Here is a 26968-nt window from a genome sequence, read left to right as displayed (position 1 = left end):
AAGAAGCCCCAGAGGGGTCGCTCCTCCAGGGCCCATAAAGCAGCTTTGAAAAAAGCTTTGATGCTTAGACGATAGCGCTTTCGGTAACAAGACGGCAACAGTGATATCAAAAGCTCAACTTTACTTTAGATTCCTTAACAATAGCCCTCTGCTTTGACTAGGCACGGATATTGCTGAGCTGAGTCTCTCCCCTCTCGAGGGGGATCCCCCATTAGCCCACTTGAACTGTTGCGGACCCGGATCCCCTAGAGCAGGCATTTCCTCTCCCAGGGTGGAAGAGGGGTTGGGGGTGGTCGTCTGGGGCAGCGCATGGCAGAGGAGGCTATCTCTCTCAAATAGATTCAGCTAGAAATCGCAGGAGCCCCGCACTGTACCCGTAGGGTCAGTGCCGGGAGGAATGCGCTTTGATGAAGTACAATGAACTTATGAGCCAAGTCCTGACCGTCTCCTGTAAGCTCAAGGCATCCCAGTCGCAAGCCGCCAAATTGGACGCGACGATGGATGTCTTTGTGCAGGCATTGAACTGGGTCAACCAGAACACGCCGGAGAAGATCGTCAACGCGGTCAAACTGCAATCCCTTTGCTACTACGAGATTCGAGCCCGGTTCGGCTTGTCCAGTAACTTGGCTCAACAGGTGTGCAGACGGGTGGCAGGCGCTCGCAAAGTGGCGAGACAGCGCAACCGTCCGGTTAAAGAGTTCAAGCGTAGGTTCGTTACCTACGATGCACGTATCTTTTCATTCCGCAAGAAAGACTGGACGGTGTCGCTCACCACGGTGGAGGGTCGGGAGCGCTTTGAGCTGGCGATTGGCCGCTACCAGAGAGAACAGCTGGCGGGCTCCAATCCCAAATCTGCCACTCTGGTCAAGCGTAAAGACGGCTCCTACTCTATTCAGATCTGTGTGGAAGCGGAGCCATCCCCACCGCAACGCACGGATAGAGTGCTAGGCGTGGATTTGGGCAGGACGGATATTGCCCATACGTCAGAAGGGGATAACTGGAATGGACAGCAGTTGAACCGAATCCGAGACCACTACTCCAAGCTGAGGGCGGCACTCCAACGCAAAGCCAGTAAGGGCACACGCAGTTCGCGGCGCAGATGCAGAGAACTGTTGCAACGGCTGTCTGGCAAGGAGAGGCGCTTTCAGGCGTGGGTCAATCATCGCATCTCCAAAGCTATTGTCTCTAGGGCAAAGGCGACAAACAGCGCTATTGCTCTGGAAGACTTGACAGGGATCCGGGAAAGGGTCAATCAACAGCCGCGCAACAAGGCCGAACGGCGCAGAACCAACAGTTGGGCGTTCTACCAACTACGTCAGTTTCTGGAATACAAGGCGAGGGTTGCAGGGGTTTCTCTGATTCTTGTTCCGCCTGCCTACACGTCGCAGACCTGCCACCGGTGTTTGCACATCCATCCCGATCCTGCGCAATCCTACCGCAGTGGCAAGTCGTTCAAGTGTGGGCACTGTGGATGGGAAGGGGATGCGGATTTGAATGGTGCGAATGTGATTGCGCTTTTGGGGGCTGTCGTAAACCAGCCTAGAGGTTCGGGCCTGTTTTGTTCTCTGGTAGAGCAGAACAGGCTCAGGGCTACTGAAAGCCCGCTACGTACCGCTTAGCGGTCGGAGCCGGGTAGTTTACGCCAAACTCTCGCAGAGCGGGCAAGAAATTTTTGTTTTCGTGATGGGATCGGCTCAACTTCAGCAAGGCAAATCTCTGGATATCGTGCAAGTTTCTCCAGAAATCGAGGGCAAGCCGGATCCCCAGGTCTTGAGCTTTTTGTTGGACAGCCATTGGGATCTGGTTGGGATTTTGCCATTCAGGCTGGGGATCAATGGGAATCTCTTGCACCTCTTCGTGGCAGATGGAGCGAACCAAATGGCGCAGATGGTTGCGGAGTTCTTCTAGATCCTGTGGAGATTCAGGGGGCCAATCAACACACTTCCGCCGCTCTTCTAAGGAAAACTTGGCCCATTGATGGAGCTTGAGCTTGATCCCGCACAAATCCAGCTTTAGGCGCAAGGTCATGGGGATGCATCGCAGAGAGTCGGCAAAATCTTGCTCAAACTGAAACAGAGTCATGGGAACCTCGATTAGGAACCAAATCTAGAGTTGAGGGGATTGCTTGAGCGGTGGGTCGGCTTTCTCAAGAGCAACGGCACAGGCTTTTAATTCCGGCTGGCCGGAATCGGGACAACTGATGTCATGGGTAAGGGCATTACACTCGGCTTGTTCTGCCCAGAGGGATCCCCAGTGCATGGGTACAAATAGCGTACCGGGAGCAATGTTGGCAGTTATCTTGGCCGGGAAATAGGCCCGTCCGCGGGCAGAACGCACTTGAACCCAATCTCCATCTTGGATGCCCAGTTTTTCCGCATCGCGAGGATGGATTTCAATAAAGGGTTGGGGGTGCATTTGCTTGATTTTTTCAATCCTGCCGGTGCGGGTTTGGGTGTGCCAATGGCCGTAAAGCCTGCCCGTGGTTAATACGTAGGGAAACTGGGGATCCGGCGGCTCTGCTAGGCCACGGGAATGGTGGGGGATAAAGCGGGCGCGGCCATCGGGGGTCGGGAAACGCCAATCTGTGTAGAGGCGAGTGGACTTAGGGGCCGAGGTTCTTTCTTTGGGATAAGGCCATTGCTGAGGGCCTTGTTCTGCCAAAAGGGCATGGCTGAGGCCGGAGTGATCGCAGAGGCGATTTGCGGTAAGGGCGGCAAATTCTGCATAAACCTCTGCCGCTGTTTGGAAGGAAAATTGTGCTGCAAAGCCCAACCTGCGCCCCACTTCAGCAAAGATCTCCCAATCGGGTCGGGCTTCGCCAGGGGGGTCTCGAAAGGCTTGACAAAGGGTAACCCTGCGCTCGGAGTTGGTCATCACCCCGGTTTTCTCGCTCCACTGGCAGGCGGGCAAAAGCAAATGGGCATATTCTGCCGTTTCTGTAGGGTAATAAGCCTCTTGGTAAACGGTAAAGGGAGACTTTTTCAGGGCTTTTTTGACCCGTTCCAGATCCGGAAAGCTCACCAAAGGATTGGTGGCCACAATCCAAAAGAACTGCAGGGATCCCGTCTCCAGAGCGGCAATCATCTCGGTGGCCCTCAGTCCTGGGTGGGGGGAGATGGAGCCGCCGGGCAAACCCCAAGCCTGCTCCACCTCTGCCCGATGCTGGGGCTGGCTCACCAGCCGATATCCCGGCAGCAGATGAGATAACCCCCCCGCCTCTCGACCACCCATGGCATTGGGCTGGCCGGTCAAGGAAAAGGGGCCGGTCCCCGGTCGGCCAATTTGCCCGGTCAGGAGATGCAGGTTGATTAAGCTGGTGATCTTGGCGGTGCCCTCGCTGGACTGGTTTAGGCCCATCGACCAAAGGGAGAGAACCCTTTGGGATCCCTGCCAAAGCTTGGCTGCTTCGATTAAATCCTCGGTGGCAATTCCGCAGCGCTGGGCCACAATCTGCGGCTCATAATCGGCCAGCAAAGCTGCATATTCAGCAAAACCTTGGGTGAAGCCCTCGATAAAATCAGCAGCAATGGATCCCCACTTCAACAGCAAATGGGCAATCCCATTGAAAAGATCGATATCCGTACCGGGGCGAATTTTTAAGTGGAGATCGGCAGCTTCTGCTGTCTGAGTGCGCCGGGGATCCACTACCACTATTTTGAGGGGGGATCCGGTCCTGTGCCGCTTCTTCAGGCGATTAAAAAGAATGGGATGGCACTCTGCTGTGTTGGTGCCCACCAGAAAAGCCAGATTGCAGAGATCGAGATCCTCGTAGCAGCAGGGGGGGCCATCGGATCCCAGGGATTGGGTGTAGGCCGAGACGGCTGAGGACATGCACAGGCGCGAGTTGGTGTCAAAATTATTGGTGCCCAGGCAGCCCTTAATGAGCTTTTGAGCAACGTAATAGTCTTCAGTGAGCAACTGCCCCGATCCATACATAGCCATGGAGTGGGGGTTGTCTTTGAGGCGGCGCAGCCGAGAAACCATCTCCTCAAAAGCCTGATCCCAAGAAATGCGGCGAAAGGGCTGATCCAAGCTCTCCCGAAACAGGGGAGAGAGCAGCCGATCTCGACCAACTGCCTCCAGAACCGTAGCCCCCTTTACACAGACCATCCCCAAGCTGGAAGGATGCTCCCGGTCGCCTCTCATTTTCCAGTCACCTGAGGCTGTTGCAACCGCTTCCAATCCACACCCTACGCCGCAGTAGGGACATAGGGTTTTGATGACGGCTTTTTCCGGCTCCATCGCGGTCACCATGAGTTGGGATCCCTATTAAACGCCCAATTCTCTCGCATTTTGGATCCCTTAGCTGAGAAGAGCGGCAACTTGGATCTCCAAGCCAGGTAATACAACCTAGCTCTTGTCAGTGTCCTGTTCAGCTAGCCAAAGATGGCCATCTTGAGTTTGGATAAAAACGTATTTGCTTCTGGGAAAAATCAGCCAGACTTCCAGTACATCGGAGCTGAGATACTATTGGGCTTTTAGGAAAATATCTTCTCCACAGTCGGTTGGAGAGAAGATCTCCTCAACCAGAGGATAGCTCTGCAGCAGCGTGGCAATATCCTCTCCAAATTGCTGGATTAAATCTGGAGATGAGTAGGCAGCATCAGGTCTTCTGACTCTGCCTTTGGTTTGGCCGGGAGCCTTCACCAAAACCATACCCCCCAATGGCTGACATTCAACATAACCGAGCCAACGGAAGAGAAGTCGGGTTTGGATCTTTGCATGCCCTAAGGTTTGCCCCACTTTCTCCACAATGTAGCCATCTACCCATTTGGTTTGGGCAACTGGATTGGCCAGATAGTCGGCAAGGGTTTTGGGCAAGCTAGAGACCCGCTCCTCCATTGGGAGATCGGTTGGAACTACCTGAACCGGAGCAGTGGCCATCAACTTCCCTCCCCAAGCGTTTTGATTCGTAGCTTAATCCTCCCTATGGGCAAAGCGGCGATAGAGGAAGTCAAGGGCGCGGTTACGCAATTCGTAGAACTCAGGCATTTCCATAATGCGGGAGCGGATGCGCGGTCGCTCAAAGGGAATGGTCAAGATCTCACCAATATGGGCAGCGGGGCCGTTGGTCATCATCACCACACGGTCTGACAAGTAGAGAGCCTCGTCGATGTCGTGGGTAATCATCAAAACTGTGCAGCGGTGATCCCGCCAAATGGCCAGCAGCTCATCTTGTAGATCTTCCTTGGTAATGGCATCCAAGGCCCCAAAAGGCTCATCCAACAGCAAAACTTCTGGACGAACGGCAAGAGCGCGGGCAATGGCTACCCTTTGCTTCATGCCTCCAGAAAGCTGCTTGGGCCGCTTGTGGGCTGCCTCTGCTAAACCTACCAATTCCAGATGTTCTTGAACAATTTCCCTTTTCTCCCGCCGGGATTTGTTTGGGTAAACCTGATCCACCACCAGATAAATATTTTCAAAGGCAGTCAGCCAGGGCAAAAGGGAATAATGTTGAAACACCATCATCCGATCTGGCCCTGGGGAGGTGATGGGCTGGCCCTTGAGGGCGATGGATCCCGAAGTGGGAGTCGAAAAACCCGCCACCATGTTGATCAAGGTGGATTTGCCGCAACCGGAGTGGCCAATAATGCAAACAAACTCACCGGCGGCCACTTCCAGATTGATATTTTCCAGCGCAACGAAGGGCCCTGCTGAGGTGAAGTAGGTCTTGCCCACATTCTGAAGACAAAGAAGGGGCAGTCCTGCAACCGGAGAAGCAGAAGATAGCGGTGAGGAAGATAGGCGAGAACTGGTCATCATGGTGTTTTCCAATCGAGAGTTTAAGGTAACAAAAGCTAAACTTCGCTGAGCCGGTACTCCTGCAGCTTCAGATCCTGCCGGATGGCCACCGACTCCAGGTAAGCAACGGGATCCTCTCCGTCGAAGCGGGATCCATCGGCAAAGAGCAAAGCTCCGCGGTCATGGGCCCGATCCGGCAGGCCCAGTTCTCTAGCGGCTAGGGCGTAGGTTTTGCTGTCCAGAACTTGGTCGAGAACCGAAACCCAATTGCGGGGAAAAGCGCAGAGGCCCCAGCGAGCCATCTGCGTCAGGATCCAGAGGTGTTCCAACCTTTCGGGACAGGTGTTGCGCCCGTTGGCAAACTGGTGAAAACCGGTGAGGGCTTGGGATTCATCGGCAATTCCCCGCTGCAGAATACCCGTCCACCCCGGCTGCAGATCCTCCAGGGCCACGCCCACATACTGGGGCTGAGCCAGCCACTCCAAGATCTCAGAACGGTGCTGCGGCTGATCGCAGTATTGGCAAGCTTCCAGTAGTGCCTTGACCAGAGCTACATGGGTGCGGGGGTAGTTTTGCGACCAATCCTGGCGCACTGTCAGCACTTTTTCAATGTGGCTGGGCAAGATTTCGGGAGTGGTGGTGACGATAAATCCCAACTGTTCCCGCACGGCGCGGGAGTTCCAGGGCTCGCCCACGCAGTAGCCATCGATGTTGCCGGCCTTGAGATGGGCCACCATCTGCGGGGGTGGGATCACCGTCAACGTAACGTCCCGATCCGGATCCACCCCCCCACCGGCCAGCCAGTGCCGCAACAGGAAGTTTTGCATGGAAGCCGGATGAACCACTCCCAGGGTGTGGACTGTGTCGGGGGTGTGGTTGAGGTATTGGCGAAAATCCGCCAGGCTTTGAACGCCTCGCTCCAAAAGTCTGCGCCCAAAGGTAATGGCGTTGCCGCCGCGGGAGAGGGTTAGCGCGGTAATCAAAGGCACCGGAACTCCCCCCACCCCCAACGTGGAGGCCAACGGGATCCCGGCCACCACCATGGCCGCATCCAGCCGACCGGAGCGGATCCCTTCCCAGATGGTCTTCCAGCCTGGCTCTCGCACCAGGGTGACCTGCTCCAGGCCGTACTTTTGAAACAGGCCCTTTTGCTGGGCCACCACCAGAGGCGCGCAGTCGTTGAGGGGCACAAAGCCAACCTCCAAATTGACCTTCTCCAGGCCATGCTTGGCAATAGCCACAGAGATAGGCGTTTTCTGGCGAGCCCGCTTTTGCTGGTTGAGAAAGTAGATCATCTCTCCCCGCAGGCTGTAGTAATCGGGGTGACGCACCACTTCCAAACGATGGCGGGGCCGAGGAAAAGGGATCCGCAAAATCTGGCCAATGCGGGCCTCCGGGCCATTGGTCATCATTACCACCCGATCCGAAAGCAAGAGGGCCTCATCCACATCGTGGGTAACCATGACACAGGTGAGCTGCTCCGCCTGGGCAATCTCCATCAGTTGCTCCTGCAGGTTGCCGCGCGTCAAGGCATCCAGAGCGCCAAAGGGCTCATCCAACAGCAGCACCCGCGGACGAATGGCCAAAGCCCGGGCAATGGCTACCCGCTGTTTCATCCCTCCTGACAGATGGGCCGGTCGCTTGTCGGCTGCCCCCTGCAACCCCACACGGCGAATGTGTTCTGCCACAATCCGGTCCCGCTCCGCTTTGGGAAGGGATCCCAGCACCTCGTCCACGGCCAGGGCAATGTTCTCCCGCACCGTCAGCCAGGGCAGCAGGGAATAGTTCTGAAACACCACCATGCGATCCGGGCCGGGATCCGTAACCTGTCGGCCCTCCAGGAGAATGCCCCCTCGGGAAGGCTTTTCCAGGCCAGCAATGATGTTGAGCAGGGTCGATTTGCCACAGCCAGAGTGGCCGATCAACGAGACAAATTCCCCTTTTTGGATCTCCAGGTGGATGTCTTTCAGGACAGGGTAGATCTCTCCGTTGTCGAGGAGAAATTCCTTGTCGACATGATCCACTTCAATGTAAGACTGGGTCTTCATGATTCCTCTGAGATGATTTCTGAGAGCATGGAGAAATTGTCAGCAACCAATCTAAAACTCGGCCAAGCTCATTTAGCGATCCTCAGCCACCACCAGCGAGCCAATCCAAGCCGTGATCCGATCCAGCAGAAGACCCACCATCCCGACATAGATCAAAGCCAGAATGATTTCGCTGATGCGGGAGCTATTCCAGGCATCCCAGATGAAAAATCCAATGCCCACACCGCCAATCAACATTTCCGCTGCCACAATGGCCAGCCAAGACAAGCCCACCCCAATGCGCAAGCCGGTAAAAATGTAGGGCACAGTTGCCGGGAAAACGATTTTGAAAAAGTACTTCCAGCCGGACATGCGCACAATTCTGGCCACGTTGCGGTAGTCCTGAGGGATCTGCTGTACGCCGACAACGGTGTTGATCAAAATGGGCCAGAGGGCCGTAATGAAGATTACGAAAATGGCGGAAGGGTTGGCATCTCGAAAGGCAGCCAAAGAAATCGGCAGCCAGGCCAAAGGCGGCACCGTGCGCAGCACCTGAAAAATGGGATCCAAAGCCTCGTACAGCCAGCGATTGACCCCGATGATCATGCCGCCCACAACCCCCACCAAGCCGGCCAGGGCAAACCCAATGAACACCCGCCGCAAGCTGGCCCAAATTTGCCAGAACAGCCCTTTGGCATTGCCGCCATAGTCAAAAAAGGGATCTTTAATGAGGGGATCCCAGGTGTCCTGCCAAACCTGGAGAGGGGTGGGCAAGTTGGCTCCGGGGCGGCTATAGGCAATTTGCCAGAGAACGAGCACTATTAAAATGGCCGTGGTGGGCAAAAGAACGCGACGCAGCGCTTTGTGGATTTGGACTCTTTGCCGCCAAGCAGAAGAAGGTGCAGAACTGGCGGGAGAACCGATTCCGGTACTGGACTGAAGAACAGAACCTTGGCCGGTTTTCAGCAGCCAGTGGCCTAGGCCAACCAGTAGGGGAAGCAGGATCCGAAAGAGGTGGTAGCCCAACTGTAGGGCAGAGTGGAAAATCCTCATGGCTTGCTGGGAGTAAGGTTGAAGTCAACTTAAGAGGATCCCAAGAGAGAAGGGGTTCAACTTGAACACTCTAGGTAGAAGTTGGCGGATCCCTTCTCTCCTGGGCAGTTACCAACTCAGGCAAGTCAGCAAGTTAGGCCAGCTTCTTAATCGCCAACTTCTCCAGATAGGCGGCAGGATTTTCGGGATCGAACTTCACCCCATCGAAGAAGGTTTCCACGCCGCGGGAGGTGCTGGGGGGAATAGCAGCCTGCTGGCCAATGGCTTTGGCAGCTTCTCGCCAGAGTTCTTCCCGATTCACCCGCTCCACCAAGGCTTTGGTATCGGTGTCGGCAGGCAGATAGCCCCAGCGGATGTTTTCGGTCAAGAACCAGAGATCGTGGCTCTTGAAGGGGTAGGAAGCGTAGTTCTGCCAGAACTTCATCAGGTGGGGGCTGTTTTCAACGACCTTGCCGGTGCCGTAGTCAAAAGTGCCCCGAGAACGGCCCAAGATATCGGGCACAGGCACCCCCAGCCAGCGGCGGTCGCCGATGATGCGACACATCTCCTCTTTGTTTTCCATCTGGTCGCACCAGATCTGGGCTTCTAGCACCGCTTTCAACAGGGCAAGGGTGGCTTTCGGGTGCGCATCCACCCAGTCGGCCCGCAGGGCAAAGGCCTTTTCCGGGTGGCCGTTCCACAGCTCGCCGGTGGTGAGGGCACTATACCCCTCTTTTTGGTTCACCAGCTGGGCATTCCAAGGCTCGCCCACACAGAAGGCTTCCATGGTTCTGGATTTCATATTGGCCACCATCTGCGGCGGCGGCACCACAATGATGGAGACGTCGCTAGTGGGATCGATCCCGCCTGCGGCCAGCCAGTAGCGCATCCATAGGTCGTGGGTACCGCCGGGGAAGGTCATCGCACATTTGGGATCCCCGCCGGCAGCTCGGACCTCGGCAAACTTGGCCTTGAGGGGGGAACTATCCAGGCCGATTTGCAAATCCCGATATTGGTTGGAAATGCTGATGCCCTGACCGTCCAGATTGAGACGGGCCAAAATGTACATAGGCACCGGCTTGCCATCGGTAACTTTGCCGGTGGTGATGAGGTAGGGCATGGGGGTGAGGATGTGTGCCCCATCGATGCCGCCGGCGGCGGATCCCAGCACCAAGTTGTCGCGGGTGGTGCCCCAAGAGGCCTGCTTGACCACCTCTACGTCCTTCATGCCGTACTTGTCAAAGAACCCCTTTTCTTTGGCGATGATCAGGGGGGCCGCGTCGGTTAGAGCGATGAACCCCAGCTTGGCGCTGGTGGTTTCGGGAGTATCGGCCTGCGCCACCCAGTAGCCTTTGCCCAAGGATTGCGATTGGGCGCGCGGGATCCCAGCCGTGGCCGCCCCAGCCGTGAGAGCAGCCACCCCGGCCAAAAATTGCCGACGGGAGACGGGAGAGGAAGTGCTGAACAGCTTAGACATCGAAACCTCCAAGATTTACAACGACGAAGAAAGAAAAACTTTCAGGACGGCAACAGAACCGCTAGCGGGTTACCAAAACAGAAGCCTGGGCGGCGGACGGATGCTGACGCGGCTTGGCCCCAAAGTGTTCAATGAGCAGCTCCACCAAGACCGGCTTGAGGTCTTCGCAAGGGATCCCTTTGCGCACGCATTCGCCCAGCTTGGCGTCTTTGCCCACCTCTCCCCCCATGTAGATGTCCACGGCCTCCACCACCCTGCCGTCCTTGCGAGCAGTGGTGCCCATAAGGCCGATATCGGCTACTTGGGGTTGGCCGCAGGAGTTGGGGCAGCCCGTCCAGTGGATGCGCACCGTTTGGGGGATCTCCAGCTCCGCCTCCAGCTCCTCCATCAAGGCCACAGCCCGGTTTTTGGTCTCGATAAGGGCAAAGTTGCAGAACTGGTTGCCCGTGCAGGACACCAACCCCCGCTGCAAGGGCCCTGGGTTGGGGGAGAACTTCTTCAAGAGCGGCTCTTTGAGGAGCGGGGCCACTCGGGAGTCGGGCACATTGGGGATGAGCACGTTCTGCTCCACTGTCAGCCGCAGCTCCCCGGAGCCGTACACCTCCGCCAAGCGGGCCAGCTCCATCATCTCCAGGGCGTTGAGCCGCCCCACCGGCACATGCAGGCCGACAAAGTTGAGGCCCGGCTGCTTCTGGGCATGCACCCCCAGCAGATCCCGCTTGTGCCAGACCACCTCGTCTTTTTCCGCTGCCCTGGGCAGAGGGTGGCCTATCTGGCGCTCCACAGCCGCCCGGAACTTCTCTAGGCCCCACTCGTCAATGAGCCACATCAACCGCGCCTTTTGCCGGTTGGCCCGCAGGCCGTGATCCCGGTAGACCAGCAGCACCGCCTCGCACAGGGGAACTACATCGCGGGGATCCACCCAGACATCTAGGCCAATTGCCTCGGCGCAGCGGCGAGCCGAGAAAAAGCCGCCCACCAGGACGTTGAAGCCCAGGCGGCCATTTTTGAAGGCGGGCACAAAGGCCAGGTCGTTGATCTCCGCATGCACGGAGTTGTCGCGACAACCGCAGATGGCGATGTTGAACTTGCGCGGCAGGTTGCTGAAGGAAGGGTTGCCCTCGCCGTTGTTGGTAACCATGTCCTGCACCTTGCGGGTGAGACCGCGCACATCGATCAGCTCATCCGGGTCAATACCGGCCAGAGGGGATCCCGTGATGTTGCGCACGTTGTCCATGCCCGACTGGATGCTGGTCAGGCCTACCTCTTTCAGGTAGCCCAGGATCTGGGGCATTTCTTCAATGGGGATGCCGCGCAGTTGCAGGTTCTGCCGGGTGGTGATGTCGGCTACGCCCTGTTCTCCATAGGGGTGGATGATTGCGCCCAACATCCGCATTTGGCCGCTGGTTAGGATCCCATTGGGCAGGCGCAGCCGCAGCATGAACTGACCTGGGGTGCGCTTGCGAAAGAAGATCCCCAGCCACTTGAGGCGGTGATCCCGGTCGTCTTCAGGAATGTTCTCCCAACCCATCCGGGCAAACGCCTCCAGCTCGGCCTTGACCGCCAGCCCATCCTTTTCGCTTTTGAGGCGTTCAAATTGGTTCGCCATGATCGCTGCCGTGGGGTGAACACTAGCTACCCTAGCGATGACGAACCGTTAACTTTGGTATTGGCAGTTACACTTTGTAACAGGTTATGCAGTTTTGTCATTCTCGAATTGCGCTTTATGCATAAAGTCAGTCTTCCAGGAGCATGCCTCTAACCCCCAAAACCCTGAACTTTGCTGAATTTACTGAGCTTTAGGCGGTTTGGCAAAAGTCATTGAGAGGGATATAGTAGACCAAGTTTCCCCCTGATCCTTGAGTCCACCGCAACGGTTGCCGGGAAGTGAAGGGGGAAAGCGCTCGGGGGGTATTCCTCAGGGCTTTGCGGGATACCGCCTTCCTGCTCAGAGATAGGCAGGATGCGATCGCTTCTTTCCTGAACCATGTTCAGGAGAGTTCAGCGTGAATGTATCAGCAGCAGACCCCTCTTTCCCCTTTGGGAAAGGGGCTAGGGGTGAGGAAAAGCTAGTTGAGAGGGTTGAGAGGGTTGAAAGAGTTGAAAGGCTCCATCTGCCAGAGCAGACGGGGCGGGATCCCCAGCCCTTCAGTGAGGGGTGCGGGCCGTTGGGAAGTTTGGGGATCGCAGTCGTAGAGAGCGGTGGTGTAGCGGTAGCTGCGGGGGGGGCCACCGTTGAGGCGAATGCCGCTAATTTCAAAGGTGTAGTTGCGATTGGGCTGGATCGAACCCACGGAGTAGGTCAAAGTTTCCAGGCCAAAGGCGGGATCCCCAACCCGGATATCTCCAACGGGCACCGGCTCACCTGTGACGGCATCGGTGATGCGGATTTGGGCTTGGCTGAGGTCAGACAGGCCGCCGCGGCTGGGCACCGAGAAAGACCAGCGGTAGGCAGACAAGGGCTGGCCGGAAAAGCCCTCCAGACGGTACAGGTAGCCGTCTCTTTCGGGGAAAGCAATAAACTCGGGATCCGGTACCGACTCGTCAAAGCCGAAGACCCAATTGGCATTGGCCTGGGTCACCCGCCCGGCCCGCGGGTCAAAGACGATGCCGTAGGCTCCTTGGGCATATTGGGGATAGAGGTTCCAGCGGCGATGCCCCACATCTACAAAGTTCTCTCGGCCCGGCTCGGCAAAGTAGATATCCACCTGGCGCGCCAACACCCGGCCTGGATCGGGGCCGTTCAGCTCTAGGATGGGCCCAACCGCCAGGTTGCTGAAGCGGGATCCCGCCTCCCCAGCAGGGGTAAAGCAGCGCCAAGAGGGGGGCGGCTGGTGGCTGAGGGCGCCATTGGCCACCTGCATCAGGGCCGCCTGCTGAGCGGCCTCCAAGAATTCGGGATTGAGCTTCACCGGCGGCAACTCGTGCAACAGCCGCAGAAAGTTGAGCCGATCCATCATCTTTTGGGCTGCTGCCGGGGTGAGGCGACCGGGATTGCAGGTGGCAGCCTGAGGCTGCTCGGCATAGATGGGGCCGGCAAAGCTGCGGGTCTGGCGATCCAACTGGCACAAGAAACCGGCGATGGGCAGCTCCCCTGCCGGAGGGGGCCCCACCGCAGTAAGGGATCCCTCCCCACCGCCGCAGGCTGCCAACAGAAAAAGGCAGAGCAGACTCAAAACCATCCCTGCCCAGACTTGCTGCAAACTGGGCAGCCGCTGCCAAGGCATGCAAGATCCTGTGGGCTTACCGACCAGCGGGGGTGGGAGTGGGCGTGAGGCTGGGGGGACTGACGGTGCTGCTGCTACCCTCGTCGCAGGCAGACAACAGTCCCAGGCACAGGAACAGGGCCAGAGCCCCCAAGAGCTGGCGGCTCACCTTGTTGAGTTGGAGTGCGGCCATCGCAACAAACCTCCAAAACGCTGCCAGGTTTGACCCTGTTCTATCACCTGGCCCAACAAGTTGCTGTGCCGAGACTTCTGTCGGCAAGGGCAGAACTCGAACCCCAGTCAAGAAATGCTCACCCAACTCAGCCGGATCCTCTAGGGCTAGAACCTGAGTTCAGCCTCTGCCCCTTCCTATAGCGTAGCTGCGGATCCCCGCACCTCTTTCCGCGCTCAAGCGTAAAGACTACATCGATTTTTTTGCCGAGACTGCAGGGATCCGCCTTCAGGGGACGATCTGAAACTCCAGGTTGTAGGTCTGGAGCAGGTTGATCGTCTCGCGGTCGGTGAGGTTGGTGTCGGCCAGCTCCAGATTATAGAAATCGATGAACTCCTCGTGGTCGAAGTAGGGGCCGGCATGCCAGGTGCCCATCTCCAGTTTGATAAAGCGATCGCCGGGCACCCGAAAAGCCTGAATCTCGTCCACTTGCAGCTCGTCGGCGGGCGGCGCGACGGCGATAAACCACTCCTTGCCGTGCAGGGATCCCAGGCACTGGGTGCAACGGGTGTGGCGGGTTATTTGGCTAAACTTGAGGCCGCGGCGGGGCAGGCGCATGAGGTAAAAGCGGGGCTGGCCCTGATTCAAAAACAACTGGGCATCTGAGCTGTCGAAAGGCTTGTCGTCGGGAGCAGGGTAGATCGCCTGCCCGTAAGGGGCAAAGTTGGTAGTGTCGCGTATTTTGTGGGTTAAGCATGGAGGGCGGAATGGACCGAGAGGAGCTCAAGAGGTTGACCAAGGAGGAGATCAGCCGGCGCATCCGGGAAGGGGTCAAGGCCGTCATAGTGCTCCGCACCGCTTACGCGAACGAGCAGGTGTTGGAAGAAGAAATGACCGAGCACCTGGCTGCGGGTTACCGTGAGCGCACCCCAAGCCGCCGCGGGGAGCGGAACGGCTACTACACCCGGGACCTCATCACGCCGGCGGGCAGGATCGCCCAGCTCCGGGTACCCCGGGACCGGGAGGGGACTTTCCTGACCGAGGTCTTTGAGCGGTACAAGCGGATGACCGGGGAGGTAGCGGTTCATTTGGGGTAGGGGCCCCAAAGCAGAGGCGGTGCTGGAGATGTACCTGCAAGGGGTCTCCACCCGCAAGGTAGCGGCCATCACGGAGGGCGTGTCCCGGGTGCGCATCGGTAAGGACGCGGTCTCCAGGGTAGCCCAGCGCCTGGAGGAGGAGGCCTGGAGGAACCTGCTGAAGGGCCTGGTGGAGCGGGGCTTCATGGGGTGAGGCTGGTCATTTCCGACGACCACCCTTCCATCCGCCAAGCGGTGATGGCGGAGCTTCCTGGGGCCAGCTGGCAGCGGTGCGTGGTGCACTTTATGCGGAACGTTTTAGCTCATGTGCCGCAGTCGGAGCGGCTCCCTCCAGGAGGTGTTTGTGGCGCGGCGGCGGGGCACGGCGGAATCTCTGGCCCGGGGGTTCGTTGAGCGCTACCGGGACCGGTTTAAGCGGGCGGTGGAGGTGTTTGCCCAGGGTCTGGGGGAGGCCCTGACCTACCTGGACTTTCCCGGGGTTCACCAGCGGCACATCAAGAGCACCAATGTGCTGGAGCGGCTTATCCGTGAGGTGAAGCGGCGGAGTTTCCCCGGCGAGGGGAGCCTGGTGAATCTGGCCACGGTGGTGATGCTGAGGGCCACGGAGGACTGGGCTTTCCGGCGTTACCTGGACATGGACCCGCTTTGGGCCGCGGAAGAGAAACCCACAAAAATCGCGACTTGACCTGTGGAGGACTTTTACGACAGCCTCTTACACGATCAAGCGGCCAGGCAGCGCCCTTTAAAGGGCGCTGCTATAGCGCATTACGTCTACGGCTGGAAGCCCCCTTAAGGCTCTTTCCTGACTCCAAATCTTTAGGGCCCTCTGGGTCACCTCCTTGTTCCCAATCCCCCTAAGAAAAGAGTGCCTGAACGCGGTAAGCCCCACTCCTAGAAGCCCGTTTTCCGTTTCCTCAAAGAAGGGGTGACTTTCCCAGTTCCAGAAACCGCACACAAGGTAGGGGTGACCCTCTAGAACCCCTGGGTGGTTTGGACCCAGCTCCTCAGGAAGGAGCTCCAAAGCGTCCATATAAAAGGGAACCTGGCCGAAAATCGCCGTTCGGGCGCGAATCCACTTAAACTTTCCCACTTCTCCTCTAGCTAATCTCCCTAGGGCATACATTTCCATCCAGCTAAAAGACGCTTCCGTTCCCAAACTCACCTCCATCCTTTGGTCCAAGGCCGAGGCGGGGTGGGGAATGGTGAGGCCGGGGTAGTACTCCAAAAAGCCTTCCACCCGAAAAAGGAGCCTCTGAACCACCGGTCGATACCCCCGGGCAGGGAGAACCTTGGTCGCCGATTGGTTGAGGAGGATTACCTTGGCCCCCGGAGCAACATGAACCCGGATCTCCACCTGGTCCCCTCCCATAAGGCCAGGGCCAAGGGTCAAAAGCTGCAACACCAGGCCTTCCCCATAGGGAAAGGGCCTTAGCACTTTGAGGGCACCGCGGCTGTAAGCCCTACGCAGGTGGGTCCGGCCGCCGATAGCGATGAACTCCAATTCCAATTGGCTAACCAAAAATTGGCTAACCAAAGCTGGTGGGGACGCCTCAGTCTCCCTCAAAGAGGACCTCCCGTCGGATCCACTCCACCACGCTATCCAGCCCTTCCCCCGTCTTGAGGTTGGTAAACACCCAAGGACGTGAACCCCGTTTGAGCCGCGTATCCCGCTCCATGACCCCAAGGTCGGCCCCAACCAAAGGGGCAAGATCGATCTTGTTGATCACCAGGAGATGGCTTTTTTCAATGCCCGGGCCCCCCTTGCGGGGAATCTTGTCTCCCGCAGCCACATCGATCACATAGATCCACACGTCCACCAGTTCTGGGCTAAAGGAAGCAGCGAGATTATCCCCCCCTGATTCCAAAAAAAGGATGTCCAGATCGAGGAAGCGGGCCAGCATGGCTTCCACCGCCTCCTGGTTGGCTGCAGGGTCTTCGCGAATGGCCGTATGAGGGCATCCTCCCGTCCTCACCCCTGCGATCCGCTCGGGGGGAAGAGCCCCCGAGCGCACAAGGAATTCGGCGTCCTCATAGGTGTAGACGTCGTTGGTGATCACCGCAAGGTTGTAGCGATCCCGCATGGCTTTGGCCAGCCGATCTATAAGGGCGGTTTTCCCTGAGCCGACAGGCCCGGCCACACCGATTTTTACCGGTTTCACAATCCCCCTCCTTAGCTCTGAAACAGCCTGGTCCATAGGAAGTCCTGTTGATGCGCTCTCAGGTCCCAGGCAGGCGTAGCGGCAAACAACGCCTCATCAGGGTTGCGGAGTACCTCTTGCACCGTTTTGGCCATGGAAGAGTGAAGGGAGCAAAGCATGTGTTGGGCACGCTCAGCTCCCAACGCGAACACCCGGGTTCCGGCCAAAAGCAAAGCTTGTACGGAAGTGTGCAGGAAGGCCAGGGCCAGAGGTTCCCGCTCAAGCCCCAGCATTTTTCCCGCAATACCCCAGGCTACTGCTTGATGCCCTTCCCGTAAGGGTGGCCAAGGCAGGTTGGGATATAGACGGCCTAGAAGCGCCAGAACGCGTCTTCCTACCTGCAGGCTGGCCTCTCTGGCCCCCCGTACCGGCTTCCATGCGGTAAGCAGGGCGTTAAGCCGTTGCAGGGCCTCGAGGTCGGGACTCTTCTCAAAGGCCAGCACCAAGGCGGCTAGATCCAAACGAAGCTGCCCAAGCCGAAGGTCAGCGAGGATCAGATCGGGTATCCTTCCAGGATCCAATCCAACGGCCGCGTAGGATTCCAAGCCGTAGGAGTGCACAAAGCTTCCTACCGGGAAGGCCGTATCAGCGAGTTGGAAAAGCCTGAGGAGGGTTACTTCCTTCATGGAGCGCTAGTGGCTATGCCCAGGCAGAGGGGTCTTGGCGAAAGAGCGCATTTCCCTAACCACTACCAAACCAAGGTTCCGTAACCGCTCTTCCAAAGCGGCATCGTAGAGGATCGCAATCACCTCCCCTGAAAGGTCTATGGGGCGGTGAAGATTGCCGATGAGGTGGCCCACTTGAGCCGCTTCCTTGAGACTTCTGGGATAAATGACGAGAACCTCCTCCGGAGCTGCTACTACCCGGTAGGCCACACCCTCTACCACACAGAGAATCTGCCCTGGCTGAAGCACAGTTCCTGTAGGCAGGGCCAGGTTCAGGACAAGGCCGCTTGGCGTTTCCAAGCGCCGGCGCACCTGGGTACGCTCCTCCGAGGTCATGGGTAAGTCTACCACTTGTAACCCCTCAGGGATGCCCTCCTCCATCTTTCTAAGATGGGTCACCACGTAGGTCTTGATCATAAGTCTCCTAGAAAAGGAAGTACCTCTGGGCCAAAGGCAGGATCTTGGCAGGCTCGCTGGTTATTTCCTCCCCATCCACCAAAACCCTATAGGTCTCCGGGTCCACCTCTACCTGGGGCAAGGCATCGTTAAGTCGCATATCCTTCTTAGTGAGCCCCCGGGTTTTCCGTACCGGAAGCAGAGTACGGTTTAGCCCGGCCGGAAGCCCCCCCCTCTCCAGGGCGGCTTGGGAGACAAAGGTAAACGAGACTCGCGTCAGCGCTTTGCCAAAAGCAGCAAACATGGGGCGATAACGGACGGGCTCAGGGGTGGGAATGGAGGCGTTGGGATCTCCCATAGGCGTAGCAACGATAAAGCCAGCTTTGAGAACTAGATCGGGCTTGACGCCGAAGAAAGCCGGATGCCACAGGACCAAGTCCGCGTACTTTCCGGGCTCTATGGACCCCACATACTCAGCGATCCCGTGGGCGATGGCCGGGTTGATGGTGTATTTAGCCAGGTATCGCCGGATGCGGAAGTTGTCGTTCCTCGTGCTGTCTTGCGGTAGTGGACCCCGCTCCTCTTTCATTTTATGGGCTGTCTGCCATGTCCTTAGGATCACCTCCCCCACGCGTCCCATGGCCTGGGAATCGCTGGTCATCATGCTAATGGCTCCGAGATCATGGAGAACATCCTCCGCTGCCATCGTCTCGGGTCGGATGCGGGACTCCGCAAAGGCCACGTCTTCGGGGATATTGGGGCTTAGATGGTGGCACACCATTAGCATGTCCAGGTGCTCGTCAAGGGTGTTCACCGTGTAAGGCATGGTGGGATTGGTGCTAGAGGGGAGCACGTTGGGGTACCCCACTACCCTGAGAATGTCCGGGGCATGGCCTCCCCCGGCCCCCTCCGAGTGAAAGGTGTGGATGGTTCGCCCCTTGAAGGCCGCCAGCGTATCCTCTACAAAACCGCTCTCGTTCAAAGTATCCGTGTGAATGGCCACCTGGACATCGTAGGCCTCGGCCACGGTCAGAGCGGTGTCGATAACGGCGGGGGTAGCCCCCCAATCCTCGTGAATCTTGAGCCCGATAGCACCGGCCAGGATCTGTTCCTCCAGCGCCTGGGGCGAGGAGGCGTTCCCTTTCCCCAGCAAACCGAAGTTAAGGGGTAGCCCCTCGAGGGCCTCCAACATCCGGTGGATATACCAAGGGCCCGGGGTACAGGTGGTGGCCTTGGTTCCTTCGGACGGTCCGGTACCTCCCCCGGTCATGGTGGTTATGCCACTAAAGAGGGCCTCCCAAGCTTGCTGGGGAGCGATGAAGTGGATATGGACATCAATACCTCCGGGGGTGAGGATCCGACCTTGGCCAGAGATGACCTCTGTTCCTGGACCGATTTCCAAGCCCGGCGTAACGCCGTCCATGATGTCCGGATTGCCCGCCTTACCCAAGGCCACAATGCGCCCATCCCGGACACCCACATCTGCCTTGACAACACCCCACCAGTCCAGGACCACCGCATTGGTAATCACCAGATCGGGGGCTCCCTCCGACCGGCTCCTCTGAGACTGGGCCATGCCGTCCCGGACAGTCTTTCCTCCGCCGAAGACCGCCTCCTCTCCTGGGGGCAGGGTCCAATCCTCTTCCACCTCCAGGATCAGATTGGTATCGGCCAGGCGGATCCGATCCCCTACTGTGGGTCCATAAAGGCGAGCACGGGCTTCCCGGGAAAGCCTCATAGGAACCCCCTTTCCCGAGCTGCACGGAGCGCCTCCGCCCGCTTCTCTTCCAAGGAGCCCATGACCAAGGCATTCATACCGTAAACCCTCCTAAGACCCGCTATCTCTACGAGTTCCACCACCTTGGTCTCCCCAGGCTCGAATCGCACAGCCGTTCCAGCGGGGATGTTGAGGCGGAACCCATAGGCCTTTTCTCGATCAAAGCGAAGGGCGCGGTTGACCTCAAAGAAATGGGCGTGGGAGCCCACCTGAACAGGACGGTCCCCAGTATTGGCCACCTCGAGGCGGACCGTGCGGCGGCCGGGGTTGAGTTCCACTTCCCCTGACTCGGTGAAGATTTCTCCGGGAATCACGATTCACCTCGCACCAAGATCTCCCAAAAAAGCCTCCCTGAGGCCAGCAAGGCAAAAAGGGCCGCGGCCGCATTTTTACCCCCTAGCGAATAGGCTTGTGGATCGTTACCAACTTGGTCCCGTCGGGAAAGGTGCCTTCTACTTGAACCTCTTCTATCATGTCCGCCACTCCGTCCATTACGTCCTCCCGTTTCAATACCTGGGCTCCCAGGTCCATTAGCTCAGCCACGCTTTTACCCTCGCGAATACCCTCCAGTACCTCCGCCGTGATCAAGGCCACCGCCTCGGGGTGGTTCAACTTGAGTCCCCGAGCAAGGCGGCGTCGGGCGACTTCGGCCGCCAGGAAAATCAGGAGCTTATCGATCTCGCGTTCGGTCAACCGCATGGCCTCTCCTACAAGCTGATCAGCCGACCCACCGTCTCCGGACTGGCCTCCGAGGTCCGACCCTCCAGGATCACACGTCCCCGGTCCATTATGTAAAATCTTTGGGCGAAGTTCCAGGCGAACTCTAGTTTCTGCTCCACCAAGCCGGTAAGGGAGTGGAGTACGCCCACCTTGACCTCGCCTTGGGCAAGGCCTTGGGCGAGGCTCAGACCCACCAAGCTAACCACCCCCAGTACCCCTAGCAGTACCCCTAGTAACCTCCAGCCTTTTCCCATGTGTTCCTCCTTCCGAGTCGGACTTCAGGTCCGACCCTGGTGGAAAGCATAAAATAAAGTTGCATTAGCCAAGCTGACAGTATGCAACGATACAGTTAGCGAATACTTCGCTGACAGTATGCTATGTGTAAGCGTTTGTGTACGGGTTTAAGCGGGCGGTGGAGGTGTTTGCCCAGGGTCTGGGGGAGGCCCTGACCTACCTGGACTTTCCCAGCGGCCACCAGAGGCACATCAAGAGCACGAATGTGCTGGAGCGGCTTATCCGTGAGGTGAAGCGGCGGAGTTTCCCCGGCGAGGGGAGCCTGGTGAATCTGGCCACGGTGGTGATGCTGAGGGCCACGGAGGACTGGGCTTTCCGGCGTTACCTGGACATGGACCCGCTTTGGGCCGCGGAAGAGAAACCCACAAAAATCGCGACTTGACCGCAAAGTTTTCCGCTTCAACCAGAGGTGCCTTCAGTTGGCGTAGTTGGGCTACTCACCCTGCTTGTCTCCTCTTTGGCCAGCTTTTACCCCTGAGAAGGGATCTCAGCAGGATCTCAGGTGCCGGCAGTAGAATTGGGTGGAAAACTTAGCCCTTGGCAGAGTCCATGGCCATGCGGCGGGATTTACAAGAGCTGGTCATTTCCCCTTTTCTGGTGGAAAACCTTTCTGGGGTACCCATAGCCTGGCTGTACCGACCTCGGCCTATCCGTCGCTGGAAAGACTGGCTGCGCCAGTTCTCCGCCTTTTGGGATCTGCTGGGCCTGCTGTTGGTGCTGGATTTGTTCTGCCGTTTCTTGACCTTTTGGTCAGGGGGATCCCTGCTGACCTTGGTGGGGCGAATTTTGATCCCTGGCCTGCGCAGCAGTTGGGAAAGTTGGCTGGTGGAATGGGGAATCCTGACAGCCATTGCCGCTTTGGGCCAAGCCTATTGGATTTTCCGCAGCCGCCGCATGCCGCTCTTGCTGAACTTGCTAGAAGAAGTAGATCGCTACAATCGGCTCATTCAAGCCATTCACATCAACGATGAATTGGTAGAGGCGGGCAATCCTGAGGCCAAGCTGCCCCAGCGGGATCAGATCATCGAGGCTCTGAAGCTGACTCGCAGCGACCTAATCCGCGCCTTGAAAACTGAACGGATCTTGCGGCAGAACAAAGACTTTATTGAGCAGCAAAGGGAGTTCTTCGGCGACGAGCTGGCAGCTCTGACTGCGCTCCAGCTAAGAGAACAGGCCAGCGAACAGTCGCAGCTTTTGGATGCTGCTTTGCAAATTGCCTTGCAGGTGCGCTCCCAACTAAGCCAACTGCAGAACCGGGGAGCAAATTGTTCCCAAGACAAAGATCAAGCTTCAGACAAAGCTCGAGACAAAAAAGATTAAAGCGAAGACACAAGTTACAGCTATTTCGACCAGGATACTGCACTGATATTGAAGTAACCAAAGCCTTGGACTACGGGAAAGTCGTTGTGAGGCTCTTTGTCGCCTTGATCTCCACTTTGGGAGAGGGTTCAGATCTGCCTGGAAAAGCGCTGGAGACTGTCGCGAAGCCCAGGGATCTTCCTTCTCGGCAACGCCCTAAAAAATGTCCTGACTCAGCAGCTTAGCCAAGCGCTCCAGGCCCTTTTTAACCTGTCGGGAAACGGTAACGGCACTGATCCCCAGCCGCTCTGCTGTTTCTTTTTGGGTGAGGTCGTAGAAGAAAACAAATTCCAAAATCTGTCGGGTGCGCTCCTCCAGCTTGGCCAAGGCATTTTGCAGGCGGATGCGATCTTCTTCGGCCAGTTGAAAACTGCGGTAGCGCTGATCGGGAATGGTATCCCCCAAAGCAACGCTGTCTTCTTCAACTTGTACGGGAGCATCTAGGCTGAGCAAAAGGCTGTTTTGTTGGGCCAGCTCCAGCTCTCGCCATTCCTGCTCCGTCAGTTGTAGGGCTTCCCTCACCTCCGCCTCAGAAGGAGAACGGCCCAATTCTTGTCTCAGGCGCGCGATCACCTTCTTGGCTTGTCGCTGCAGCGTCGCCCAGCGGCGTGGGATCCGTATTGTTGGGCTTTTGTCTCGCAGGTAGTGTTGAATTTCTCCGCGAATGTAGGGCATGGCAAAGGAGCTAAAAGCCAGGCCGCGGCTGATATCGAAGCGCTCGATGGCTTGGATGAGCCCTATGCAACCCACTTGCACCAAGTCGTCGTATCCTTCGTCGCATTGGTTACGCCAGTGGTGGGCTTCTTTGCGCACCAAGCCCAGGTTTATTTCCACCAGCCGGTTGCGCAGGGCTGGATCCCGAGTCTGGTGGTAGAGTCGCAACAGTGCAGCAGTTTGAGCTTTAACATCTTCATATTTGGATGCCATAGACGCACCCACAGCTCCGGATCCAGAATCCCCAGCACCAGCTTTGGCAGAAAACAGGGGAGCCGCGGCTGTCGATGGCGCCGGCGGCTCGGAGTCGTCGAGAGAAGGCTGCTGAGGAGCCGTTAGCATAGACAACTACTTTTTTTCTTTTTGAGCTGAAGCCATTCAAGGTTGGATTCAGCACCCAAACAACTCAAAGGCAGAGGATGCCAGGCGACCCCCATTCTGATACATTTACGCTGAACACTGCTAAGCATTATCGCTCAACGGTGCAGCGATAGCATCCTGCCCACTGCTGAACAGGATGGCGGTATCCCGCAAAGCCCTGAGCATAACACCCAGAGCGCCTTGCCAATCTCGTGGTAGCCTATGGTTGCACTTTGGGCATCTAAACACCTTTGCGCCACCCAACTTAGTGTGAATGTGCCCGCACTTGGTACAGGTTTTGCTGGTGTACGCTTCCGATACTTCCACGACAACCACGTTTTTCTTCTTGGCTTGAAACTTCAGGAGCTGCTTGAACCGATAGTGCGCCCAGGTGAGCATCGCCCTTGCTGTCTTGCTACCAAACTTCCTCCCTGCCTTGGCAACCATCTTGGCTGACTCGAAAGTGGGGAGGAATATCAATCGGTAGTTATCCGTTAGGAACGCCGCTACCTTGCGATGGCACTCGTCCACCAAGTTCCTGATTCTCTCCCGCAGACGAAACGCCGCTTGCCGCATTCGCCTACGCTTGGGTCGCGGTGCTTTACTCAGCCTAGATTGCAGATCGTCTAGGTGGTAGCACAGCCGAACGATCCTGCCAAAGTCTCCCTTGGCGATATCTACAAAGCCCGCCCCATCAAACCCTGTAAGGAAGCTTCTTACTCCAGGATCAAGTGCGATCACCCCCTTTGCTAACGAACACTGCTCGTTCACGGGCTCAGGAAAGATGGCATACCATCTGTCTTTCACCCGCATTAGCTCAGTTCCACGTACCCACTCTCTGGGCATCTCCTCGGATGCACGGAACGCCAAACCTCGGGTGAGTTTCGGATACCACGTCCCATTGCGAAAGTTGCCGGCGTTGAATTGCAGCGTATGCGACCTGTCCCGCACACTGCGAAACCTCGCGTCTTTGCTTCGGCGAAACGCCAACCACGCCTCGACGACCGCGTTCTGCTTGATGTGGCAGGGGGCGTCCTTTACCCACCCAGGCAGGTCGGAGCGCAGGATGATATCCCGCAGCTTTCTGGCCGTTTTTGGGGCACCATGCTGACGCTGATAGGCAATCGCTTGGTTGTAGCAGTACCGGCACGCCGCTTGCCACCGCTTCCAAACTTTAGCCAGCGCTGGCTCCGGATAAATCCGTATCTTTCTCGATTGCAGCCCGGTATTTTCTGAGTCCGTAGAGCCGACTGCTGAAGCAGTGCAGGATGGTGAGGATATCCTCAACCAGTTCCTGTTGGGGAGAAAGGTGATCGTCATCGAGAACCAAGATTTCGCACCCGTATTGACGGCAGTACCACTCAACGAACTCAAATCCAAACCGGCAGAGTCGATCCCGGTGAGCGACCACAATTGTTCCGACATCTCCCGCACGAACTCGTTCCAATAAGGCAAGGAACTTTGGTCTTTTGAAGTTGAGACCGCCGCCAACCTCTCCGACCACTTCGACTCCAGGATAGAGGTCAACCAGTCTTGCAATCTGTCTCTCCAAGTCTGGTTTCTGCCCTCGACTGCTAACTCGGGCGTACAAAACGACTCGTTTGTCCTTCTTGGGTGCTCTGTTCGCGTCAGCGGGCCGGAGGCCAATGTAGCTGTCGAGGTCATACCTTCTCGCCCTACCGGATGGTGTACGTACTGCATGGATCCAGCCTTTCTGTTCCCATCGCCTCAAGGTGTGGAGACACACCCCAAAATAATCCGCCGCTTCTCTCGGTTTTACATACCTAGCCATACCAAGCAGCCATACTGAACATATTGTACATTATTTTCAGTATAGTCCAGCATATCATTGACTAGAGTCATGCTCCCTAGGCCAGACTTCTGCTGGAACCAACCGCGAAGAAGCTTGCAGGCAGACAGTATCAGGTTGTAGCCGTGAAAATGCTACCAGATGTTAACAAGAACACAGCTTGCCTCCGAGATCTGCCAGGAGCTGGAGCGTTCTTAGTTTACTGGGTTTTCCGCCGCAAGCAACAGCATCCCTACGGAAAATCAGCAGCTTTCTTCAGCAAAAGAGCCGAATTTCTCTCCGTCATTTGGCGGAATCGCCGGATTGCTGCTGCTGGCTCACTTTGGAACCTCAGAAGAAATCTAGGAAGCAGAGGATGGAGCCGTTCGCGTCAGGGAGGTAGAGTTCGTGTCGGTTCCAAGGCCGGAGAGGGCTGTCAGGAAGGCCGTAAAGCTCGGCTCACCGCGAATGAGGTCGAAATAGGGCTCAGAGGCGAGCAAGGGGCGGTAGCGTTCCGGCTGCAGGCGCAGGGCTTGCTCCAAGGCTTGCAGGGCCTGGGGCACCTGGCCTTCCCAGGCGCAGCAGCAGGCTTTGGCGTAGTGGGCCTCGGCATCGTCGGGATCCATCTGCAGGGCTCGGTCAAAACTCTGGATGGCCAGCCCGTAGAGGTTCAAGTCCATCAGCACCAGGCCGCGCTGCACCCAGATCTGAGAACGCCGGGGATCCTGCTGCAGGGCGCGGTCGTAGCTGTTGAGAGCTTCCATCCAGTTGCCCAGGCGGTGGTGGGCGAGGGCGTGGCCGGCCCAGAGAGAGGCCGACTCCAATCCCAGTTGCAGAGCCCGTTCATAGCTGGCCAGAGCCTCGGCGTAGCGCTCCAGGTGCACCAGGGCCAGCCCGCGACTTTGCCAAACCCGGGGATCGCTGGAATTGATGGCCAGGGCCTTGTCGTAGCTGTTCACCGCCTCCTGCCACCGCTCTAAGGAGGCCAAGGTCAGCCCGTGCAGATGCCAGGCTTCCCCGCTGTCGGGGCGGAAGGTGAGAACCTGCTCGTAGGCGCGTAGCGCTTCTTGGTAGCGGCCCAGTTGCCGCAGCGTGTTGGCCTGGTTAAAGCGGGCCTCGAAAAAATCCGGCCTCAGTTGCAAAGCCCGCTCGTAGCTGGCCAGCGCCTCCTGGTGACGGCCGAGATCGTCCAGCAGAGAGCCGCGGTTGTTCCAGGCTTCGGGAAAATCCGGCTTCAGCTGCAGGGCCCGGTCGTAGCTGGCCAGGGCGGCTTGGGCCTGCCCCATTTGGTCGAGGGTGGTGGCGCGGTTGTACCAGGCAATGGGATCCCGCGGCCGATCTCCCACCGCCTGCTCGAAGGGCTGCAGTTGGGCCGCCTGTTCCGCCGTAAGGGCAGAGAGGTCAATCGCCGTTGCCGGCAAAACAGTTGTCGAGTCTGGGGGAGCAGCTCGCTGCTGTCGCCGCAGCCGCCAGGCCCAGCCTCCCACCAGGAGCAACAGGCCCACTCCCAGCAGCAGCGCGCCCAAGTCGGTCGAGGCAGTTGCCAACGCCATGACTCACTTCCCCTCTGCGCGCCTCTACATCATCACCAAAAACGGCAGGGGATCGCTGGGCCCTGCCGGCGAGATCAGCTCGATGCGCTTTTCGCCGGGGTAGGTGCTGGGATCGATCTCAAAAGTCACAGTCAGCGCCTCGGCAGTGGCCTGCACCGGCTCTTGGGAGCGCCCCAAGGGATCCCCGAAGCTAACCCGGATCCCCTTGCCCGCCGGGCTGATCCGGATCTCCGTCACCTGATCCAGATGGGATCCCTCCAGCGTACAGACAATAACATCGCCCACAAAGGCCTCTAAAGGCCAGCCGCGTCGTACTTGGGGTCTAGGCATGCTTACTCCCTCTCCCGCTAGGGGCTGCTCTAGATCCTCCCCTCGGCTCCTAAGCACCCC

The 26968-nt window shown here is 57.7% G+C and carries 30 protein-coding genes; 7 read left to right on the top strand and 23 right to left on the bottom strand.

Annotation, left to right across the window (positions count from 1 at the left end; genetic code table 11):
- Nucleotides 1–425: 425 nt before the first annotated feature.
- Entirely contained in the window at nucleotides 426–1619 is a 1194-nt protein-coding gene (locus CYA_RS02915) for an RNA-guided endonuclease InsQ/TnpB family protein (RefSeq protein ID WP_011429519.1), read from the top strand.
- Here the strand turns inward: CYA_RS02915 and CYA_RS02910 are convergent.
- The 11 genes from CYA_RS02910 to CYA_RS02865 all read right to left on the bottom strand — a co-directional run bounded on the left by CYA_RS02910 (nucleotide 1591) and on the right by CYA_RS02865 (nucleotide 14304).
- Nucleotides 1591–2082 (bottom strand): nitrate reductase associated protein, encoded by a 492-nt coding sequence (locus CYA_RS02910; protein ID WP_011429518.1) that lies wholly within the window; start codon nucleotides 2080–2082, stop codon nucleotides 1591–1593. The genes CYA_RS02915 and CYA_RS02910 overlap by 29 nt on opposite strands.
- A 24-nt stretch (nucleotides 2083–2106) precedes the next feature.
- A complete protein-coding gene (locus tag CYA_RS02905) occupies nucleotides 2107–4242 on the bottom strand; it encodes a molybdopterin oxidoreductase family protein (protein ID WP_011429517.1) in 2136 nt (711 codons plus the stop codon).
- 225 nt (nucleotides 4243–4467) lie between these two features.
- The gene (locus tag CYA_RS02900) at nucleotides 4468–4821 is read right to left on the bottom strand and encodes a hypothetical protein (protein ID WP_148203177.1); all 354 of its coding nucleotides are present in this window, start codon (nucleotides 4819–4821) and stop codon (nucleotides 4468–4470) included.
- A gap of 96 nt (nucleotides 4822–4917) precedes the next feature.
- Nucleotides 4918–5760, bottom strand: coding sequence for an ABC transporter ATP-binding protein (locus CYA_RS02895; RefSeq protein WP_011429514.1), 843 nt, complete (start codon nucleotides 5758–5760; stop codon nucleotides 4918–4920).
- 38 nt (nucleotides 5761–5798) lie between these two features.
- Nucleotides 5799–7790, bottom strand: a complete 1992-nt coding sequence (locus CYA_RS02890) for a nitrate ABC transporter ATP-binding protein (protein ID WP_011429513.1) — start codon at nucleotides 7788–7790, stop codon at nucleotides 5799–5801.
- Nucleotides 7791–7862: 72 nt separating this feature from the next.
- Complete coding sequence (ntrB, locus tag CYA_RS02885; protein WP_011429512.1) at nucleotides 7863–8822, bottom strand: nitrate ABC transporter permease; 960 nt, start codon at nucleotides 8820–8822, stop codon at nucleotides 7863–7865.
- Between the two features lie 133 nt (nucleotides 8823–8955).
- Nucleotides 8956–10278: a CmpA/NrtA family ABC transporter substrate-binding protein gene (locus tag CYA_RS02880; RefSeq protein ID WP_011429511.1), complete on the bottom strand. Its 1323-nt coding sequence runs from the start codon at nucleotides 10276–10278 to the stop codon at nucleotides 8956–8958.
- 61 nt (nucleotides 10279–10339) lie between these two features.
- Nucleotides 10340–11887: a ferredoxin--nitrite reductase gene (locus CYA_RS02875; RefSeq protein ID WP_011429510.1), complete on the bottom strand. Its 1548-nt coding sequence runs from the start codon at nucleotides 11885–11887 to the stop codon at nucleotides 10340–10342.
- A gap of 460 nt (nucleotides 11888–12347) precedes the next feature.
- Nucleotides 12348–13505, bottom strand: coding sequence for a CAP domain-containing protein (locus CYA_RS02870; RefSeq protein WP_011429509.1), 1158 nt, complete (start codon nucleotides 13503–13505; stop codon nucleotides 12348–12350).
- A 16-nt stretch (nucleotides 13506–13521) separates the two neighbouring features.
- Nucleotides 13522–13677: a hypothetical protein gene (locus tag CYA_RS14975; protein WP_168173315.1), complete on the bottom strand. Its 156-nt coding sequence runs from the start codon at nucleotides 13675–13677 to the stop codon at nucleotides 13522–13524.
- Between the two features lie 267 nt (nucleotides 13678–13944).
- Nucleotides 13945–14304, bottom strand: a complete 360-nt coding sequence (locus tag CYA_RS02865; protein ID WP_228375420.1) for an ureidoglycolate lyase — start codon at nucleotides 14302–14304, stop codon at nucleotides 13945–13947.
- Nucleotides 14305–14423: 119 nt separating this feature from the next.
- Between CYA_RS02865 and CYA_RS15545 the strand changes: the two genes are divergently transcribed.
- Genes CYA_RS15545 through CYA_RS02855 form a run of 4 tightly spaced genes read left to right on the top strand, consistent with a single transcriptional unit; the run spans nucleotide 14424 to nucleotide 15438 of the window.
- Nucleotides 14424–14753: a transposase gene (locus CYA_RS15545; RefSeq protein WP_168175274.1), complete on the top strand. Its 330-nt coding sequence runs from the start codon at nucleotides 14424–14426 to the stop codon at nucleotides 14751–14753.
- A gap of 19 nt (nucleotides 14754–14772) precedes the next feature.
- Entirely contained in the window at nucleotides 14773–14946 is a 174-nt protein-coding gene (locus CYA_RS15540) for a transposase (RefSeq protein WP_255322526.1), read from the top strand.
- A complete protein-coding gene (locus CYA_RS15680; protein WP_071813500.1) occupies nucleotides 14943–15146 on the top strand; it encodes a transposase in 204 nt (67 codons plus the stop codon). Before CYA_RS15540 ends, CYA_RS15680 begins: the two co-directional genes overlap by 4 nt.
- The gene (locus tag CYA_RS02855; protein WP_083759147.1) at nucleotides 15058–15438 is read left to right on the top strand and encodes a transposase; all 381 of its coding nucleotides are present in this window, start codon (nucleotides 15058–15060) and stop codon (nucleotides 15436–15438) included. The genes CYA_RS15680 and CYA_RS02855 overlap by 89 nt, the downstream gene beginning before the upstream one ends.
- Before the next feature lie 57 nt (nucleotides 15439–15495).
- Here CYA_RS02855 and CYA_RS02850 read toward each other — a convergent pair whose 3' ends face one another.
- From CYA_RS02850 to CYA_RS02820, 7 genes are all read right to left on the bottom strand, one after another.
- Nucleotides 15496–16254: an urease accessory protein UreD gene (locus tag CYA_RS02850; protein ID WP_143597337.1), complete on the bottom strand. Its 759-nt coding sequence runs from the start codon at nucleotides 16252–16254 to the stop codon at nucleotides 15496–15498.
- A 49-nt stretch (nucleotides 16255–16303) separates the two neighbouring features.
- Nucleotides 16304–16948, bottom strand: a complete 645-nt coding sequence (gene ureG, locus CYA_RS02845; RefSeq protein WP_049749711.1) for an urease accessory protein UreG — start codon at nucleotides 16946–16948, stop codon at nucleotides 16304–16306.
- A complete protein-coding gene (locus CYA_RS15675) occupies nucleotides 16924–17577 on the bottom strand; it encodes an urease accessory protein UreF (protein WP_011429505.1) in 654 nt (217 codons plus the stop codon). Before CYA_RS15675 ends, ureG begins: the two co-directional genes overlap by 25 nt.
- A 6-nt stretch (nucleotides 17578–17583) precedes the next feature.
- Complete coding sequence (ureE, locus tag CYA_RS02835; RefSeq protein ID WP_011429504.1) at nucleotides 17584–18033, bottom strand: urease accessory protein UreE; 450 nt, start codon at nucleotides 18031–18033, stop codon at nucleotides 17584–17586.
- A 7-nt stretch (nucleotides 18034–18040) separates the two neighbouring features.
- Entirely contained in the window at nucleotides 18041–19750 is a 1710-nt protein-coding gene (locus tag CYA_RS02830) for an urease subunit alpha (RefSeq protein ID WP_011429503.1), read from the bottom strand.
- Nucleotides 19747–20103: an urease subunit beta gene (locus CYA_RS02825; RefSeq protein ID WP_041438100.1), complete on the bottom strand. Its 357-nt coding sequence runs from the start codon at nucleotides 20101–20103 to the stop codon at nucleotides 19747–19749. The genes CYA_RS02830 and CYA_RS02825 overlap by 4 nt, the downstream gene beginning before the upstream one ends.
- Nucleotides 20104–20185: 82 nt before the next feature.
- Nucleotides 20186–20488, bottom strand: a complete 303-nt coding sequence (locus CYA_RS02820; protein WP_041438099.1) for an urease subunit gamma — start codon at nucleotides 20486–20488, stop codon at nucleotides 20186–20188.
- A gap of 412 nt (nucleotides 20489–20900) precedes the next feature.
- Between CYA_RS02820 and CYA_RS02810 the strand changes: the two genes are divergently transcribed.
- Both CYA_RS02810 and CYA_RS02805 read left to right on the top strand, forming a co-directional pair.
- The gene (locus CYA_RS02810) at nucleotides 20901–21185 is read left to right on the top strand and encodes a transposase (RefSeq protein ID WP_071813498.1); all 285 of its coding nucleotides are present in this window, start codon (nucleotides 20901–20903) and stop codon (nucleotides 21183–21185) included.
- A gap of 167 nt (nucleotides 21186–21352) precedes the next feature.
- Nucleotides 21353–22123, top strand: coding sequence for a hypothetical protein (locus tag CYA_RS02805; RefSeq protein ID WP_011429501.1), 771 nt, complete (start codon nucleotides 21353–21355; stop codon nucleotides 22121–22123).
- Nucleotides 22124–22318: 195 nt separating this feature from the next.
- Here CYA_RS02805 and CYA_RS02800 read toward each other — a convergent pair whose 3' ends face one another.
- From CYA_RS02800 to CYA_RS02785, 5 genes are all read right to left on the bottom strand, one after another.
- Nucleotides 22319–23089 carry an RNA polymerase sigma factor SigF gene (locus CYA_RS02800; RefSeq protein ID WP_041438097.1) on the bottom strand — a complete coding sequence of 257 codons (771 nt, stop codon included), beginning with the start codon at nucleotides 23087–23089 and terminating at the stop codon, nucleotides 22319–22321.
- Between the two features lie 249 nt (nucleotides 23090–23338).
- Nucleotides 23339–24523, bottom strand: coding sequence for an RNA-guided endonuclease InsQ/TnpB family protein (locus tag CYA_RS13955; RefSeq protein ID WP_148203176.1), 1185 nt, complete (start codon nucleotides 24521–24523; stop codon nucleotides 23339–23341).
- Nucleotides 24411–25028: an IS607-like element ISSoc2 family transposase gene (locus tag CYA_RS13950; RefSeq protein ID WP_011429498.1), complete on the bottom strand. Its 618-nt coding sequence runs from the start codon at nucleotides 25026–25028 to the stop codon at nucleotides 24411–24413. Before CYA_RS13950 ends, CYA_RS13955 begins: the two co-directional genes overlap by 113 nt.
- A gap of 359 nt (nucleotides 25029–25387) precedes the next feature.
- Nucleotides 25388–26578, bottom strand: coding sequence for a tetratricopeptide repeat protein (locus CYA_RS02790; protein WP_011429497.1), 1191 nt, complete (start codon nucleotides 26576–26578; stop codon nucleotides 25388–25390).
- Nucleotides 26579–26602: 24 nt separating this feature from the next.
- Nucleotides 26603–26908 (bottom strand): hypothetical protein, encoded by a 306-nt coding sequence (locus CYA_RS02785; protein WP_011429496.1) that lies wholly within the window; start codon nucleotides 26906–26908, stop codon nucleotides 26603–26605.
- Nucleotides 26909–26968: the final 60 nt, after the last annotated feature.

This window comes from Synechococcus sp. JA-3-3Ab (genome assembly GCF_000013205.1).
Taxonomy (GTDB): domain Bacteria; phylum Cyanobacteriota; class Cyanobacteriia; order Thermostichales; family Thermostichaceae; genus Thermostichus.
This window is presented reverse-complemented; position numbering and strand designations above follow the sequence as displayed.